Source organism: Bradyrhizobium sp. USDA 3364, assembly GCF_054056355.1.
The window spans coordinates 5,781,677-5,798,082 of record NZ_JBSRYG010000002.1; the positions used below are offsets into that span (position 1 = coordinate 5,781,677).

The window sequence follows — 16,406 nt, forward strand, 5'->3', positions numbered from 1 at the left end:
AGATGAACGTCATCAAGACCGAGCTTCCTGAAGTTCTGATCGTCGAGCCGAAGCTGTTCGGCGACCAGCGCGGCTTCTTCCTCGAGACCTACCAGTCTCCGCGTTATGTCGAGCACGGCATCACGCGTCCGTTCGTGCAGGACAACATGTCCCGCTCGGCCTATGGCGTGCTGCGCGGGCTGCATCTGCAAAACCCGGTCACCCAGGGCAAGCTCGTCTCCGTGCTGCGCGGCAAGGTGCTGGACGTTGCCGTCGACGTGCGCGTCGGCAGTCCGAATTTCGGCAAGCATGTCGCGGTCGAATTGAGCGAGGAGAACCGCCGACAATTATGGGTGCCGCGCGGCTTCGCCCACGGCTTCGTGGTGCTCTCGGACACCGCCGACTTCTTCTACAAATGCGACGATTTCTACAGCCCGAAGAACGAGCTCTCGATCCGGTGGAATGATCCCGCGATCGGGATCAAATGGGGCGTCGACAAGCCGCAGCTGTCGGCCAAGGATGCGGACGCGCCGCTTCTGGCCGACGCCAGCAACCTTCCGACCTATGGACAAATCTGATGCGGATCTTGTTGACCGGAACGCGCGGCCAGGTTGGCAGTGCGCTGAAGCCTCTGCTGGAAAGCCATGGCACGATCCTCGCGCCGCCGACCGCGGAGTTCGATCTGTCGAAGCCGGAATTGCTGACGGGCCAGCTTGACGCGCTGAGGCCCGATCTCATCATCAATCCGGCTGCCTATACCGCGGTCGATCGCGCCGAGGACGAGCGCGAGCTGGCGTTCAGGGTCAATGCGAAAGGGCCCGAAGCCATCGCCAAATGGGCGGCAACGAACAGTGTGCCGGTGGTGCACTTCTCCACCGACTACGTTTTCAATGGATCAGGCGACAGGCCGTGGCGCGAGGACAGCCCGACCGAACCGTTGTCGGCCTACGGCGCCAGCAAGCTTGCCGGCGATGCCGCGATTCAGGCAGCGGGCGGAGCGCATCTGATCGTGCGCACCTCCTGGGTCTATGCCGCAAAGGGCACGAATTTCCTCCGCACGATCGCGCGGCTCGCCGGCGAGCGCAAGGAGCTGCGCATTGTCGCCGATCAGATCGGCGCGCCGACGACGGCACCGGCGATCGCCAGTGCGGTCGCCGGCATCGTTCTGCCGAACCTCACCACGCTGCGCGACCAGCTGGTGCGCAGGGGCGGCGTCGTCAATCTCGTTTGCGCCGGCGAGACCAGCTGGCACGGCTTTGCAACCGCCATCGTCGGCGGGCTGAGGTCGCGTGGCGTCGCGCTGGCCGTCGAGAACATCGTTCCGATCGCGACCGCCGATTTCCCAACCAAGGCGGTGCGTCCGGGCAATTCGCGGCTGGATCTGTCGCGGCTGAAGGCGCAGTTCGGCGTGGCGATGCCGACCTGGCAGGAAGCGCTCGCGCGCGAGCTGGATGCATTCGTCCAGCCCGGTGCGCCCGCTCATGCCTAGAACGATTTCGAGCAAAGCGGCCCAGCGGGTGCGCGTGAAGCGTTGAACAAAAATTGAAAGCCCCGTTCCAATTCGGTCGGAACGGGGCTTTGGGATTGACCTGACGACCGGCTTCCATCGGCGCCGGTCGGCTGCGGCCGCTCAGCGCGGCCGTCCGATGCTGTCGTAGGTGAAGCCGTGCGTGGCCATCTCGTCCGGACGGTAGATGTTGCGCAGGTCGACGACGATCGGATGCTTCATCTCCTGCTTGATGCGCTTGAGATCGAGCGCGCGGAATTGGCGCCACTCGGTCACGATGACGAGCGCATCCGCCTGTCGCGCGCATTCATAAGCGTCCTTGCTGTACTCGATTTCGGGCAATTCCTTGCGGGCCTGCTCCATGCCGACGGGATCGTAGGCCCGAACCTTGGCACCGAAGTCGAGCAGGCCGTTGATCAGCGGGATCGAGGGAGCCTCGCGCATGTCGTCGGTGTCGGGCTTGAAGGTCAGGCCGAGCACGCCGATCGTCTTGCCGCGCAGTTCGCCGCCGAGCACGTTGGCAACCTTGCGCGCCATCGCGCGCTTGCGGTTGTCGTTGGCGGTCAGCGTGGCTTCGACGATCTTCAGCTGGACGTCGTGGTCGAGCGCCGTCTTGAACAGCGCGCGAGTGTCCTTCGGGAAGCACGAGCCGCCATAACCGGCGCCGGCATGCAGGAACTTGGTTCCAATGCGGTTGTCGAGCCCGATGCCGCGCGCGACCTCCTGCACGTTCGCCCCGACCTTCTCGGAGAGATCGGCGATCTCGTTGATGAAGGTGATCTTGGTGGCAAGGAAGGCATTTGCGGCGTATTTGATCAATTCTGCCGTGCGCCGTGCGGTATAGAGGATCGGCGCCTGGTTCAGGTAGAGTGGGCGATAGACTTCGCCCATCACCCTCTTGGCGCGCTCGTCCTCGGTGCCGACGACGATCCGGTCGGGATGACGAAAATCCTGGATCGCGGCGCCTTCGCGCAGGAATTCGGGGTTCGACGCAACGGCGAAATCAGCGTCGGGACGGGTCTCGCGGATCAGGCGTTCGACCTCGTCGCCGGTGCCCACCGGCACGGTCGACTTCGTCACCACCACAGTGAACTTCCTGAGCGCTGCGCCGATCTCCTTGGCGGCCGCATAGACATAGCTGAGATCCGCATGGCCATCGCCGCGCCGCGACGGTGTTCCCACCGCGATGAACACGGCATCGGCGTCCGCGACAGCCCCCGCGAGCTCCGTCGTGAAGGTCAGCCGGCCGGCGGCGGTGTTGGTCTCGACGAGCTTGTCGAGGTCCGTTTCGTAGATCGGGATCGTGCCGCGCTTCAGGGCTTCGATCTTGCCGGCGTCCTTGTCGACGCAAACGACCTGATGGCCGAAATCGGCAAAACACGCTCCTGACACGAGACCTACATATCCCGTTCCAACCATTGCAATCTTCATGAATCCGCTCGTCGATCAGTGTGGAGAGGAGGAGTTAGCACTAGCACAATTAGCGCCGATAACGCCAAGTTTTATAACGTATGGTTTGTGTTGAAGGTCGGCGGCTTTTTGTGCAAACGGTGATTTGCGCTGGTGCAGATGAGTGCTCGCTAGTCATCCAGGGCACGCCATGGCCACAATCTCAGTTTGAAGTCGATTGACAATCGAGCCGCCGTTTGAGGGTTGGACATGAGCACGAAGACGATCAGCAGGCACAGACCCTCAGGAACTGAATACGCGTCACTACAAACGCAATTCTCCAGATACGATCGCACGACGTTTTCTGGGTTTGTTTATGACCGCGCAGATCTCGGCCGCCGCTACACCGTCGAGCTGCTCGTCGACGGCGAGCCATACATGTCATCATTGTGTGACGAGTTTGTAACAGAGCTCGCCGACGCCGCGATCGGCGACGGTCGATTTGGCTTTACCTTCAACGTGCAGGATCAGGTCAGCTCGAACGCCAAGATCATCGAGGCGAGATTGGCAAATATCGGACGTCCCGTCGGTGCTCCGATTCGTTGCGATGTCGCAGTGCCCGAAGCGCGGTGGCACCGGATCGGCGATATCGAATGGGTCGGAGGTTTGCGCTTCGAGGGCTGGCTTGCGCAGGACATCGACGAAGACATCGAGATCCTGATCGCGCAACGTCCCGTGATGACGGTGAAGCCGACCGGATGGACCAACGTTGCGCGAGGAAGCGAGTTCGGCGTCGGCCGCCGGATCGATTTTCATCTGCCCGAGCATTTTGCCGACGGCCGCATGCGTGGACTGTCTGCGCGGACGATTTCCGGACGGAGCCTGATTTCGGAGCCGGTTGCCTTTGTCGCTTTCGATCGCGGATTGGAGCAGACGCTCGCGGATCTCGGGCGCTGGGAGAGCGAGCGATTGCGCGGCGAGCTGTTCGACCGGGTGCTGCCGGCATCGTTGCCGTTTCACGCCTATCACGGCTGGAAGGAGCGCTTCGCGCCGGCCATGGAGTCGGACGTTTCGTCCGAAGCGGCCGTCGTGCTGATCGGCGAGGTCAGGGTGGACGAGAGCATCGAAAGCCTCGAAGCCCAACGGCACCCGGCCTGGTCGGCGGCGTGCCTGCCGACGCGCGCGTTCAGTCAGTTCGATCCGAAAGCGGCGCGCGAGTTTGTCGACGGCGATGCCGCCAACAGCGCTTTCTTCGTCTTCTGTCTGAGCGGGACCATCCTCGCGGAAGATGCCTTGCTGCGCTTCGCCGATCTGTTCGCGTCTGAACCCGGCTGCGATCTGGCCTATGGCGACGTCGAGGTTCCCGCGGGCGTCGGCGCAGTCTGGCCGCTGGTGTTTTCGGCATTCGATCTCGAACGCGCGCTCGAGCAGGGCTATGGGGCGTATTGCTTCGCGGTGCGCCGCGACCGCGCCGTGGATGCGCTGCGAACGGCGACGTCGCTCTACGACATCTTCCTGTCCTGCGCGGAGCCTGACCGGACCTATCATCTCCCGGGATCGGTCGCGGCATTGCCGCGGATCGATGCGCAGGCTGCAACCACCGAGCTGGTCGCCGCAGCTAAGGCGTATTTTGCCAGGTCCGGCATCGAGGCGACGGTCGAGCCGCGAAAGGCGGGTCTGCTTCCCGCCGTTCAGGTCAAGCGCGCGGTCGATTGGAACGAGCGCACCACCATCATCATTCCCACCAGAAATCGCGCCGAGCTGCTCAAGCGGTGCATCGAGACGGTGACGCCGGCGGCAAACGAGACGAACGCCCGGATTCTCGTCGTCGACAACAGCTCGACCGAGCCGGAAACGCTGGACTATCTGGAGAGCCTGTCCGCGGAGGACATCGACGTCATCTCGGTCGAGGGGCCCTTCAACTTCGCATTCATCAACAACGCCGCCGTCGATTGCGTCGACACCGAGAACATCTGCTTCCTCAACAACGACATCGAGGCGCTCGACGACGGCTGGCTCGCGGAGCTGCTGTGGCGGCTCGCTGCTCCCGATGTCGGTGCCGTCGGCGCAAAGCTGCTTTGGCCGAGCAGCGTCGTGCAGCATGGCGGGGTGGTGCTGGGGGCCAATTTCTCGGCCGCCCACGCCTTCAACGACCGCATGGATGGCGATCCCGGCTACGGCGACCTTCTCCAGGTGGCGCACGAATGTTCGGCGGTGACGGGAGCGTGCCTGATGATGCGCAAGCGCGATTTCCTGGCGGTCGGCGGCATGGACGAGATCCGCTTTCCGATCAGCTTCAACGATATCGATCTCTGCCTGAAGCTGCGCCAGCTCGGAAAGCGGATCGTCTTCACGCCGGATGCGAAACTCGTTCATCTGGAATCGGCAAGCCGCGGCCGCGATTCCGCGCCGGATCGCAAGGCGCGCTTCAAGCGCGAGCTGTCGATGCTGCGCGCGAAGTGGGGCGAGGTGCTGCTCGACGATCCCTATTACAGCCCGCTGCTCGGGCTGGACGCGACGCCGTTCTCTTCGCTTGCATGGCCGCCGCGGTCATGGAAGCCGCGCGCCAACCTGCCGCCGGTGCCGACCGCTCCTCCGATCGGGATGTAGCAGGACGTCCTCGACCACCCAGTCGAGCACGGCGGCAATCGTCTCATCGGCGTCAAGGCCCGGCTCTAGCTTCAGGTCGGCATTGCGGCCGGGCGCCGGCGGTGTCGGAATCCACTCCGTCGCGGCGGCCGGCAGCCCGGTTGCCAGCAGCGCGTCCACCAGCGGATGCCCGAACGCCGGTTGGCCGATGTCGAGAACCAGTTTCGTGATGCCGTGACCTTCGATGAGCGTGGCAATATCATCGACGGCGATTTCGCCGGTGACCGTGACATTCGCGCGTTGCATCAGCTTGAGATCGTCGAGGGTGGTCCCCAGCACGATGATCTCGACGTCTTCGTCGGCGTCGGCGATCTGATCGCTCAACGCTCTGATGAAGCGGAATTCCGCCGCGCCGGCGTGCAAAGCGAGCAGGCCGAGACACGCCGGACCGCTCACGTCGTGATGCAGCGCCGGCAGTACACGCGCCTCGCTCAGACGTGCCGCTTGCAGGCCGAGAACCGCTTCCGAGAATGCGACCCCGTCTGCACCGATCGCAGCCACGCGCCGAGCCCCGGCGATCAGGCCCGTCCAGTCCGGATGGACGCCGGACCCCACCGTCGTGTGCAGTGCAAGTGCGGTGTCGGTGATCAGGAGCTCGTAGGTGAAACGCTGCGTGAGCAGGGCAAGGCATGCGCCGGGGATGCGGTTCGGTTCCGCAATCTCGATCGAGCGGACCCTGAGATCGGTGAAAAGCTTCAGAAGGGCCTCGCGGCCTTCAGGCATCGCAACGTCGAGTGCGATCGACTGCGGAGCGTCGCCGTCCGGATCGAACATCGCAGCCAGCTGACGCTGTCCCTCGGCACGGAACTGCACGATCAGGCGGCGCTCGTCTTCGGCCGCGAGCTGCCTGCACCGCCTGACGGCAATCTCGCGGCCGATCGAGGAGCCACAGAGGATGACATGCGGGCCGGCAGCGCGCTGTTGGTTCGACAGCAGTCTGAGCTCGAGCGCCGCGCGGCCATCGCGCAGCGGGTCGGCCAGCAGGAACGCGGCGCACTCCGTCGCATAGCGCCGGTAACGGTGCTCGAGAACGCGAAGATTGCGCAGCACCAGCGAACGCTTTTCGCCGAGAAACGAGCGTGAGCCCTCGTGTCCGACAAACACCGAGGCGATGCACACGTTGCGGAAGCCGGCTTCCGCGGCGCGCAGGCAGAAGTCGACGTCCTCGAGATAGCCGCGATAGAAGTCGTCAGAGAGCTCGCGCACGGCGTCGAGGCATTCGCGGGTGATGTAGAGGCAAAACCCGATGCCGTTGGGGATGTCGATGGCCATCCCGGCATTGGCACTGCCGGCAAGTTCGTCCAGCAACTCCAATTCGTCTGGCGAGGGCAGGGGATTCGACCGGTTCGCGATTGGAAAGCTGGTGTATTCGCCGTTGTTGGAGAGCGGCGTCGCCGTCCCCACGCGCGGCGTCGATTGCACGGCGCTGCGCAGGCGTTGCAGCGCGTATTTCGGCACGATCGTGTCCGAGTTCAGCAGCACGACGTCGCCGGCGCCGGTCTCGTTGAGGGCCCGGTTGACCGCGCCGACAAAGCCGAGATTGTGCTCGTTGGTCAGCAGCCGGATGCGGAGCTCCGCGGCCAGCTCGCCGAGCAGGCGCTTAATATCGCGTTCGGGCGACGCGTCATCCACGACGACGATGGTCGAGCCCGGCGTGCAGGCGGCAGCCGTCAATGCGCTCTCGATGCAGGCACGCGTTGCGTCCAGGTCCCGGTATACCGGGATGATGATGGTGAGCGGAGGAGCTTCGCCGTTTCGCGCCCGAGCCGGCCGCTGTGACGCGTTGCGGCGATCCGGCACGCGGTTGGCGGGCAGCTGAATGCTCGCGATGACCTGGTCCGCCTGCGTGATCTCGAGGCGTTGCGAGGTCTCGGACGCCGGCCGTATCAGGCGGAAGCTTGCGGCGCGCCGTCCATCGAGGGCGAATCTGTGACGGGGATCGGCGGGAAGCTGGAGGGCGCTGGATTGATCCGCCTGCGCCAGCGAAAGGTGCGGATCGTCGGCGCCTCGCCACGTCACCCATCCCTTGACCTCCTCGTCGAGGAAGTCGATGCGCGCGCAACTGTCCTGACCGCTCGCTTCGAGCAGCACGAGGGCGTTCCTGACCGAATCCGGATCATCATCGCGCCGCGCGATGCTTCGTGCCGCCTCGATCTGCTGGAGGCCGTCGCCCCAGGCCATCATGCGCCGCGCAGCGGCCAGATCGTCCGGTTCGAGTTCGATCGCCTTCGCCACGGCGGCGACAGCCGCATCGCCGAGATCGAGGCGGAACAGCGCTTCGGCGCGCAGCAGGTGGGCGCGGGCGCCCGGGTGCGGCAGGATCCGGCAGCGCCGGTCGGCGAGCGCGAATGCGCGGCGGAAATCACGCGCCTCGAGCGCCTCGACAGCGGCGCGCTCGAGATCGACGTGGTGGAGCGTTCTGGACGTAAAGGCGATCCTGCGCGCGTCGGCGGTCAAATGTCGCCCTTGTCTGCCCGCATCTCAGCTCGCCGTCTTGACGGCGCTCTGCCGGCTCCGGAACACGCGCACCCGTCCCTCAAGGCGCGGTCCCTCAGGGCGTGGCGCCGGATTGACGGGTTCGGGGCGCCTCGGCTGCTGGGGTGCGAGCGGCGCTGCCTGCACGCGGCGCTCTTCGAGGTTGAGCTTGAGGCCGACCAGCGGTTCCCGGCCTGAAGGGCCCGACACCACGATCCGGTTCCCGGTAACCCGCAGGGCGGGCGCGCCCAGGAAGATGGTCTCGGCCGAAATCGTATAGCGGTCCGCGCTGGGACCTGTGGCTTCCAGCGAGAAGCCCGTGATGGCCAGCGCGCGTCCCCGGGTTCCAGCAAAGGTTCCAAGCGGAACGAACTGGTTGTCGCCCTGCTGCGGCCTGGCGAACTTGACCGCATATTGCAGGTTGAGATCGTGCGGCTTGTTCGGCCATTCGAGGGAAATGCCCTCGATTCGGGCCGGAGCGGCCGGTCCCGCAATCCAGGTGTTCGGGCCGACGGTGACATCACCCAGACCCGCAACATGCGCGAGCAGCTTGAGGTCGATCAGCGCGCCGAGGGCAGTCTCGGGCTCGTACATGTCGTATCGCTGGCCGGCCGGCTGCTGCGCGGCCGGTTGCCCCTGGGTCAGCGGCTCGATCTTGATATTGGCGGCGGTCGACCCGCCGGCGCGTCCTGCCGTGACCTCGACGATCAGCCGGCTCGGCCGGGCGACCGATATGACCAGCGCGGTTTCGGGCGCAAACAGGGTTCCATTGACCGCGTCGGGCCCGGTAATGATATTACAATTGTTAACACTGGCGCGTTCAGCATATACGCGTACTACCGGAGGTGACGTCTTGTCCTCCGCGCCATTGTACCGAACCAGGAAAAGACCTCGTGCCAGGTCAATGGTTTTCTGCTGAATCTGTTCGTTCATCGTCGCCTGCGAGCCTAACGGAATGGGTCGATATGTCTCTCACACAGTGTGCCCCAAAAATCTGTGTGATAGAAGGGGTCTTAATGTTAATCCGGTAAGATAGTTTCGCACGTGAATATCGAAGACACATCGCAGGTCATGGTATCGACCCTGACCCCAATCGAAGACCGCGCGGCCGGGGGGCGCGCTCGCCCGCCCATGAACGTGCTCTTCGTCCACAATAACTTTCCGGCACAGTACCGCCACATTGCGCGTGCTCTCGCGGAGCAGCCCGGAAACAGAGTCGTTGCAGTCGGTTCATCGACCGCGAGCACGACGCCGGATATCCGGCTGCTGAAGTATTCGACGACCAAGTCGGATTCCTCACCCGTGCATCCCTTTGCCCGCCGCTTCGATGTCGAGGCGCGACGTGCCGAGGAGGTGCTGTATGCGCTGTCGTCGCTGTCGGGTCAGGGCTTCGTGCCCGACCTGATCTTCGCGCATCCCGGCTGGGGTGAGACGCTGCCGCTGCGCACGATGTTTCCGCGCGCGCGGATCATCCTCTACTGCGAATTCTACTACGGTGCCGAGGGCAGGGACGTCGGCTTCGATCCCGAGTTTCCGATGACGGGCCTCGACGGCAATGTCGCACTCCATCTGAAGAATGCGACCACGCTGCTGGCGCTCACCGAATGCGATACCGGCGTCTCGCCGACGCCGTGGCAGCGGTCGACCTTTCCCCGAGAGTTTCAGAGCAAGATCGAGGTCATCCACGAGGGCGTGGACACCGACGAGGTGAAGCCCAATCCCGTCGCGAGGTTTCAGCTTCCGAACGGCGCGACGTTGTCGGCGGACGACGAGGTGATCACCTACGTCTCGCGCAATCTGGAGCCGGTGCGCGGATTCCATGTCTTCATGCGATCGCTGCCGAGGATCATGGCAGCGCGGCCGAATGCGCAGGTGGTGATCGTCGGCGGCAGCGGGACATCCTACGGGGCGAATCCGCCCAAGGGCTCAAGCTGGAAGTCGATGTTCCTGGACGAGATCAGGTCGGACATCGATCTTCGCCGCGTGCATTTCCTCGGCCGGATTCCGCGGAAACCCTATCTCGAACTGCTGCAGATCTCCTCGGTGCACGTCTACCTGACCTATCCCTTCGTGCTGTCATGGTCGCTGCTGGAGGCCATGAGCGCGGGATGCGCGGTGGTGGCGTCGGACACGGCGCCGCTGCGCGACATCATCACTGATGGCAACGGCCTGCTGGCGCCGTTTTTTGATATTGATGCGCTGTCGGATCAGGTAATCTCGGTGCTGTCACGGCCCAAGGCCTTCAAGAAGATGCGGATGAAGGCAAGGAGCTTCGTGCGCGACAATTACGACGCAAAGCGGGTCTGTCTGCCCCGGATGCTGACGCTCGTTGATGAAGGTGTCCTCCCGCGCACGCACGGGGGATAACGCCAGGAGCTTGCGATGCCGCTTGTCATCTCGGTTGCCCAGCGCAAAGGCGGGGTCGGAAAGACGACTCTTGCGGTCTTGCTGGCCGCAGAGCTGGACCGGCGCACGGGCGTGGTGGGACTGGTCGATGCCGACTCCCAGGCGTCCGCCTGTCACTGGGCCGAGCCTGGCAATCTGACGTTCCCCGTCTACCAGCTTGATCCGGAAACCCGCCCCGTGGCCGAATGGGCCAAGCTGATGCGCCAGATTCCGCACCAGATCATCGTCGTGGATTCCGCGCCGAACGACCGGGTGCTGGGCGCCGTGCTCGCGGTTGCCAACATCGTGCTGATGCCCTGTACGCCGTCCGGCCTCGATATCGAGGCCACCGCGCGGACGCTCGACATCGTGCGGGAGGTGCGCGCCACGCGGCGCACCGCGCTGCGTGCCATGATCGTGCCGAACCGCGTCGACCAGCGCACGCTCGAGGGCCAGCAACTGATCGAAGAACTGGATACGCTCGACGAGGAGATCGGGCCGATGATCGGAAGCCGCTCCGCCTATGTCCGCGCCGTCGCATTGGGGCAATCGGTCGCCGATTTCGCCGGCGGCACGCCCGCGGATCTCGAGATCAAGATGCTCGCCGATCTCGTCATGAACTGGTGCGGGATCGCCCCCCGGCAGCGGGTGACGATGTAACAGAGCGCGCCGGCCGCTTCACGTCGGGCTAACCATGTCCGCACGGGAACAAAAATTCCCGCGCCGCAAACAACGCCTCCCCTGACGGCGGCGTCCACAAAAATCGCGGGAAAAGACCGCCTGGAAGATAACAAAGCTGCGATCGAATGCCCGGCGAGAGCGTTATCATTCGCGGCCGGCAGCCTGCCGGCGCGGAGGGCCGCTTGGTTAACGGATCGCTCGCGTGCATCTGAGCATTTGAGGCAAATGCCGCCGCGCGCTTGAGCCTAAGCTCAAGACATTTCCCGTACTTGCTTCCCGTCACTGTGGGGAGTGAAGACATGTACAGCGTCAAGAAAGTGATGGTCCTGGTTCTGGCCATCGTTGCGCTCGGGGCAAGCGCGCGGGACACGCAAGCGGGTATGGTCGGCTTCCCGCTGCCGTTGCACGGCGTGATCGAGAAGATCCGCTTCAGCGAACCGACGCTGGCGCCGATGGCCTACACCATGTTCTGCATGCGCTATGCCGACGAATGCAAGTCGCAGCCGCGCGCCCGCATGGTCTTCCGCGGCGGCGCGACACGCATGACCAAGCAGCGCATCGCCGACCTGATCGAGGTCAATGCTTCGGTCAATCGCAGCATCGCGCCGCAGCGCAACGAACGCGGCCTGGCCGGCGAGGAATGGCTGATCAATCCGGCGCGCGGCGATTGCAACGACTACGCCGTCAGCAAGCGCCATGAGCTCTTGGCGCGCGGCTGGCCGATGCGCAACCTGCTGCTGAGCGAGGTGGTGACGTCCTGGGGCGAGCATCATCTCGTGCTCGTGGTCCGCGCCAAGGGCGGCGACGTCGTGCTCGACAATCTGAACGCGCAGATCCGCAACTGGTCGCAGGCGCATTATCGCTGGGTGAGGATGCAGACCCCGGCCAACCCCGATCACTGGGCCGCCGTCGCGCAGGCCCGCGTCTGAACGTCCGAGTGAGCCCCATCAAGTGGCGTGGCGAGACATTTCGCCGCGCCACTTTTCGTATGGGGATGATGAAGATCGCAGGCGCGCTGCCACGATATCCGGAACGATCGGACGTTTGCCCCGTTGATTCCGACCCAATCCATCGAGGCATCGACATGAAGCTGGCCGGCCTTGTCATAACCGCGACGCTGGTCGTCGCCACAGCAGCCCCGGTGCTCGCACAGGGGACCCGGCAGACCTCGCAGGGCGCAACGCGTTATTCGATCGATGGACCGGGCGGCGGCGTCCCGACGTCGCGGCCGCCGGCGACCCGGCCGGTGCCGCCGGCAATGCCGGCTTACCCGAATGGGAGGCCGTCGCGATACGGGCCGCCGGTCGGGCAACAGACCAACGTTCCGCTGGGGCCGCGTTAACCGTCACCCGGCGGCAGACCCGTGCGGTCTTAACGCTATTCCCATCGTCGTTTTGCCGCGCTAGGCGGAATGTCGTACCCATGCAGCGACCGCGTCTGTTGAGACGCAGGATTGGTCCGCGCAGGGACGACATTTTCAATGACGAGCAGGGGTTCGATTCTCATCACGGGCGGCGCGGGATACATTGGCTCCCATTGCGCCAAGGCCGTTGCCGAGGCCGGTTTTGTCCCGGTCGTCTATGACAATCTGTCGACCGGGCATCGCAATTTCGTGCAATGGGGACCGCTCGTGATCGGCGATGTCGCCGATCACGACAAGATCGCCGCCACGATCCGCGAGCACAATGCGCTTGCCGTGATGCATTTCGCCGCGTTCAGCGCGGTCGGCGAGTCGGTCGCCGATCCGCAGAAATACTTCACCAACAACGTTGCCGGAACGCTCGGCCTGCTGCGCGGCATGCGGGAAGCGGGGTGCGACCGCCTGGTGTTTTCCTCGACCGGCGCCGTCTATGGCAATGCCGGGCGCGATCCGATTCCCGAAAGCGCCGCGGGACCGACCGTCAATCCCTACGGCCGCTCCAAATTCATGATCGAGCAGATGCTGGCCGACTACCGCGCGGCCTATCGGTTCAACTCGGTGTGCCTGCGCTATTTCAACGCCTGCGGCGCCGACGCCTCCGGCACCATCGGCGAGCTCCGCGATCCCGAGACGCATCTGATTCCGCGCGCGCTGATGGCGCTGCTCGGGCACGTGCCTGATTTCGCGATCTTCGGCGAGGACTACGAGACGCCCGACGGCACCGCGGTGCGCGACTACATCCATGTCGACGATCTCGCCAGCGCCCATATCGCGGCGCTCGAGCTGCTGCTGAAGGGCGACGCCGGCGGCGTGTTCAACCTCGGCACCGGCACCGGCTATTCGGTGCGCGAGGTGCTCGACGCGATCCGCGCCGAGACCGGCGAGGCGGTGCCGAGCGTGGTGCGCGAACGCCGGGCCGGCGATCCGCCGATCCTGGTCGCCGATCCCTCCAAGTCGGAGAGCGGTCTCGGCTTCAAGGCGAGCCGATCGGATCTCGGCTACATCATCCGCTCGGCCTGGGCGTGGCATCAGAAGGCGCATCCGCGCCGGCGCTAACTCGTCGCGGCTTAATCTTACTTCGTCATAAGCCCCTCATGGTGGGGAGCGCGGAGCGCGTCTCGAACCATGAGGCCCCGACTGTGGCCTACATCCTTCGAGACGCCCGCGTCCCGCGGGCTCCTCAGGATGAGGGGAAAGGGACTTGTGCCGCAGTCGTATTAATCCAGCGTGATGTAGTGCTGCTCCGCGAGCCTGCTCAGGAACGGCATGTCGACGAAGCTTGCCATCAGGAAGACGGCGATCAGCGTCAGCACGATCAGCATCAGGCCGCGCTCGCCATAGAGCTTCTCGGGCTTCTGCGCCGACGAGCCCGGCGATGTCGACATCGAGAAGTAGGTGGTGAACAGCATCACCACCAGCGGCATCGCAAGGATGTACTCGATGCGGTACTTCACCAGGAATACCGAGAGGAAGAACACCGAGAACAGCGAATAGCTGAGGCAGGAGGCGGTCAGCGACACCTCGGTATAGTCTGCAAAGCTCGCGCGGTAGCGCGCCAGCAGCTCCCTGCCGTGGGACGCCGCGATCTCGCGATATTCAGACAGCCGCTTGGCGGCCATCAGGAACGCGCCGCCGAACCAATAGCACAGGATCACCGAGCCGGGCGGCAGCGAGGTCGGGTCGATCATCGCCCAGCCGATCAACAGCCGCAGCGGATTGTTGACGGATTCCGAGATGACGTCGAAATAGGCCTTGTCCTTGCTGCGCAGCGGCGGGACGTTGTAGACGATGCCCTGCAGGGCAAAGATGCCGGTTGCGAACAGCATCAGGCGGCTGCTCGCTGCCGCGCAGACGAGGCCAAGCGCGACCAGCAGCAGCCATTCGAGTCCGATGATCCTGCCGTCCATCGCACTCTGCACCGCGGAGCGTTGCGACTTGGTCGGATGATGCCGGTCGAAGTCGCGGTCGAACCATTCGTTGATCACGTAGTTGGCTGACGCGATGCAGACCGCGGCGACAAGGCCAAGGGCGATGGAGAGGGCGAGATCATCGGCTCTCGCGCCGCGCAACATCCAGGCGAGAATGATCCCGGGAACGATGAAGACGTGCTTGGTGCTGTGATCGAGCCGCAGGATCGCAAGATACTGCCGGATGCTTGCGGCAGGCAGCTTGCGGGCTTCGACCTTGCTGTCCATCAGCGCCATCGCGCGGTCCTTTCCTGTCGTCGTCGATCGATCGCCTATTTGAGGAGGTAGACGTCGAAACTCTCGTCGGTCTTGGCGGGGTCGAAGCGGCGGATCATCGTGGTCGCTTCGCGGAATTCGCGGATCTGCGCGGCCGAGGCACGGAACGTCCTCCAGTCCTTGCCTTCGTCGTAGGTCTGGTCGGGCGTGATCTGATCGAGCCGATAGGCCAGCAGGATGATGACGGGCGCACCTGATGTTTCGCGGAGCTCGCGTGCCAGCCGCAAGGTCTCGCCGAGATCGCTGTCCATCCTGCCTTTGCGCGTGAAGATCACGACGCTGCCGAATTTGTGGTCGCGCGCCAGATAGAGCCGGTTGCTGACGTAGTAGGGCAGTGCCTCGACGAGCCATTCCGGCTCGCTGAGGATGACCGCGTTGGCGAGATCGGCGCGCGAGGCGATCAGGCGGCCGAGATCGGCGCTGCGGCTCGCGACCGCACCGGTCGCCGCGTTGCGCAAATCGTTGATGCCCGCGGCGGTCTGGATCGCGAGCAGCAGCAGGAGCGATGCGCGTCCGATCGCCGGCAGAAGCCCGTCGAGCCCCGTAGAAGCCGGTGCCGCCGTGATTTTGCTCCAGCCGATCCAGTACAGCGTGATCAGGAAGCACAGCCAGACCGCGGCGTGGCGGTAGGCGCCATTGGCCGCGACGGCGAAGAACAGCGACGTCAGCAGCAGCGCGGCCAGCGCGGCGAGAAAGGCCGGTCGCCGCGGCAGCAATCCGAGCGTCGCGGCGAACAGCAGCACCGATCCCACGACCCCCGGCAGCAGATTGGCAAACAGCGCGCCGAGCGACGTCGTGCCGGGGTTCACCAGGGAACGGATTGTGGCCGCCAGCACTGAAGCGTGCGACCAGTCCCGGGCCGCCGCGTCATTATAGGTCGGCAGCATCGTCACCGCGCAGATCGCGACGCCGAGCGTCGCGATGATCGCATTGATCGCGAAATTGCTGAGTTGCGGCGACCAGCGCCAGCCGAGTTGGTTCGCGAGCTGGGTCTCGAGCAGGTCGAGCAGCCAGAACAGCAGAAGCCCGCCGGCCACGATGGCGCCGACGACATTGGTGTTGGCGAGCAGGAGCAGCAGTACGCCGAGCAGGATGCCGCGGTCGCGGTGGGCCGGATAGCAGGCTGCGATCGCGAACAGGAACAGCGCCGAGATGCCGTAATTCCTGGCCATCACGACATATTCGAACAGCAGCGCGTGGCTCGTGATCAGCAGCAGGACCAGCGGCCGCGGGAACGGCGAGCGGAAGATCAGCAGCGCGACCGTGAGGAGCCCGACCACCAAGGCGACGCCGGGCAGCACCTCGACCCGGTCGAAGGCGGCGTGCGCGCCGCGCAGCAGCAGATACCAGAGGGCAGGGTGACCTTCGCCGTGCAGCCCCCTCAGCATGGTGATCACATTGTCGCCGTTCAGGGCAATGGTGAGCGCGCGGACCTCGTCGCGCCACATCACGTGGCGGGCGATCTGGAAGCCGGCCAGCGCGATCCATCCCGCGAACAGCAGGAGGTCCGGCCAGGACCGGCGGTCCCGCTTCGGCGCGAAGAACCAGTCGTCCAGGATCTGCAAAGTACGGGTCAATGAATCCTGCTGCTCGGATTGGTAACGTCAGACCGCGACGTCATCTGCGGGCATTGTCATTTGTGTTAACTGTAGAAGCCACCTAGAATGTTGTAACATTA

Annotated in this window: 13 protein-coding genes; 8 read left to right on the plus strand and 5 right to left on the minus strand. The window is 64.6% G+C overall.

Going from position 1 to position 16,406, the window contains the following annotated elements; translation table 11 throughout:
- Window positions 1-2: 2 nt before the first annotated feature.
- A complete protein-coding gene (gene rfbC, locus ACVILL_RS27150; RefSeq protein WP_456731849.1) occupies window positions 3-557 on the plus strand; it encodes a dTDP-4-dehydrorhamnose 3,5-epimerase in 555 nt (184 codons plus the stop codon).
- The gene (gene rfbD / locus ACVILL_RS27155; RefSeq protein ID WP_456731850.1) at window positions 557-1,468 is read left to right on the plus strand and encodes a dTDP-4-dehydrorhamnose reductase; all 912 of its coding nucleotides are present in this window, start codon (window positions 557-559) and stop codon (window positions 1,466-1,468) included. The genes rfbC and rfbD overlap by 1 nt, the downstream gene beginning before the upstream one ends.
- 141 nt (window positions 1,469-1,609) lie before the next feature.
- Here the strand turns inward: rfbD and ACVILL_RS27160 are convergent, their stop codons facing one another.
- Window positions 1,610-2,917 carry a UDP-glucose dehydrogenase family protein gene (locus ACVILL_RS27160; protein ID WP_456731851.1) on the minus strand — a complete coding sequence of 436 codons (1,308 nt, stop codon included), beginning with the start codon at window positions 2,915-2,917 and terminating at the stop codon, window positions 1,610-1,612.
- Between the two features lie 396 nt (window positions 2,918-3,313).
- Here ACVILL_RS27160 and ACVILL_RS27165 point away from each other — a divergent pair, with 396 nt between their 5' ends.
- Window positions 3,314-5,485 carry a glycosyltransferase family 2 protein gene (locus tag ACVILL_RS27165; protein ID WP_456731852.1) on the plus strand — a complete coding sequence of 724 codons (2,172 nt, stop codon included), beginning with the start codon at window positions 3,314-3,316 and terminating at the stop codon, window positions 5,483-5,485.
- Here ACVILL_RS27165 and ACVILL_RS27170 read toward each other — a convergent pair.
- Complete coding sequence (locus tag ACVILL_RS27170) at window positions 5,426-7,981, minus strand: glycosyltransferase family 2 protein (RefSeq protein WP_456731853.1); 2,556 nt, start codon at window positions 7,979-7,981, stop codon at window positions 5,426-5,428. The genes ACVILL_RS27165 and ACVILL_RS27170 overlap by 60 nt on opposite strands.
- A 24-nt stretch (window positions 7,982-8,005) precedes the next feature.
- Window positions 8,006-8,932, minus strand: coding sequence for a hypothetical protein (locus tag ACVILL_RS27175; RefSeq protein ID WP_456731854.1), 927 nt, complete (start codon window positions 8,930-8,932; stop codon window positions 8,006-8,008).
- A gap of 198 nt (window positions 8,933-9,130) precedes the next feature.
- On the opposite strand from ACVILL_RS27175, the gene ACVILL_RS27180 reads away from it, so the two are divergent.
- The 5 genes from ACVILL_RS27180 to galE all read left to right on the plus strand — a co-directional run bounded on the left by ACVILL_RS27180 (window position 9,131) and on the right by galE (window position 13,541).
- Window positions 9,131-10,366 carry a glycosyltransferase family 4 protein gene (locus tag ACVILL_RS27180; RefSeq protein ID WP_456731855.1) on the plus strand — a complete coding sequence of 412 codons (1,236 nt, stop codon included), beginning with the start codon at window positions 9,131-9,133 and terminating at the stop codon, window positions 10,364-10,366.
- Window positions 10,367-10,381: 15 nt separating this feature from the next.
- Window positions 10,382-11,044, plus strand: a complete 663-nt coding sequence (locus ACVILL_RS27185; RefSeq protein WP_456731856.1) for a nucleotide-binding protein — start codon at window positions 10,382-10,384, stop codon at window positions 11,042-11,044.
- Between the two features lie 320 nt (window positions 11,045-11,364).
- Window positions 11,365-11,994 (plus strand): transglutaminase-like cysteine peptidase, encoded by a 630-nt coding sequence (locus tag ACVILL_RS27190; RefSeq protein WP_456731857.1) that lies wholly within the window; start codon window positions 11,365-11,367, stop codon window positions 11,992-11,994.
- A 155-nt stretch (window positions 11,995-12,149) separates the two neighbouring features.
- Entirely contained in the window at window positions 12,150-12,407 is a 258-nt protein-coding gene (locus ACVILL_RS27195; protein WP_456731858.1) for a hypothetical protein, read from the plus strand.
- A gap of 138 nt (window positions 12,408-12,545) precedes the next feature.
- Window positions 12,546-13,541, plus strand: coding sequence for a UDP-glucose 4-epimerase GalE (gene galE / locus ACVILL_RS27200; protein ID WP_456731859.1), 996 nt, complete (start codon window positions 12,546-12,548; stop codon window positions 13,539-13,541).
- Window positions 13,542-13,702: 161 nt separating this feature from the next.
- Here galE and ACVILL_RS27205 read toward each other — a convergent pair whose 3' ends face one another.
- A complete protein-coding gene (locus ACVILL_RS27205) occupies window positions 13,703-14,689 on the minus strand; it encodes a UbiA family prenyltransferase (protein ID WP_456731860.1) in 987 nt (328 codons plus the stop codon).
- 35 nt (window positions 14,690-14,724) lie between these two features.
- Window positions 14,725-16,305 carry a hypothetical protein gene (locus ACVILL_RS27210; RefSeq protein WP_456731861.1) on the minus strand — a complete coding sequence of 527 codons (1,581 nt, stop codon included), beginning with the start codon at window positions 16,303-16,305 and terminating at the stop codon, window positions 14,725-14,727.
- Window positions 16,306-16,406 lie beyond the last annotated feature (101 nt).

Coding starts and splice junctions, on each gene's coding strand:
- ACVILL_RS27195 (WP_456731858.1), top strand. CDS start 12,150: ATGAAGCTGGCCGGCCTTGTCATAACCGCGACGCTGGTCGTCGCCACA.
- ACVILL_RS27180 (WP_456731855.1), top strand. CDS start 9,131: ATGAACGTGCTCTTCGTCCACAATAACTTTCCGGCACAGTACCGCCAC.
- rfbD (WP_456731850.1), top strand. CDS start 557: ATGCGGATCTTGTTGACCGGAACGCGCGGCCAGGTTGGCAGTGCGCTG.
- ACVILL_RS27175 (WP_456731854.1), bottom strand. CDS start 8,932: ATGAACGAACAGATTCAGCAGAAAACCATTGACCTGGCACGAGGTCTT.
- ACVILL_RS27160 (WP_456731851.1), bottom strand. CDS start 2,917: ATGAAGATTGCAATGGTTGGAACGGGATATGTAGGTCTCGTGTCAGGA.
- ACVILL_RS27190 (WP_456731857.1), top strand. CDS start 11,365: ATGTACAGCGTCAAGAAAGTGATGGTCCTGGTTCTGGCCATCGTTGCG.
- ACVILL_RS27165 (WP_456731852.1), top strand. CDS start 3,314: ATGTCATCATTGTGTGACGAGTTTGTAACAGAGCTCGCCGACGCCGCG.
- ACVILL_RS27185 (WP_456731856.1), top strand. CDS start 10,382: ATGCCGCTTGTCATCTCGGTTGCCCAGCGCAAAGGCGGGGTCGGAAAG.
- ACVILL_RS27205 (WP_456731860.1), bottom strand. CDS start 14,689: ATGGCGCTGATGGACAGCAAGGTCGAAGCCCGCAAGCTGCCTGCCGCA.
- galE (WP_456731859.1), top strand. CDS start 12,546: ATGACGAGCAGGGGTTCGATTCTCATCACGGGCGGCGCGGGATACATT.
- rfbC (WP_456731849.1), top strand. CDS start 3: ATGAACGTCATCAAGACCGAGCTTCCTGAAGTTCTGATCGTCGAGCCG.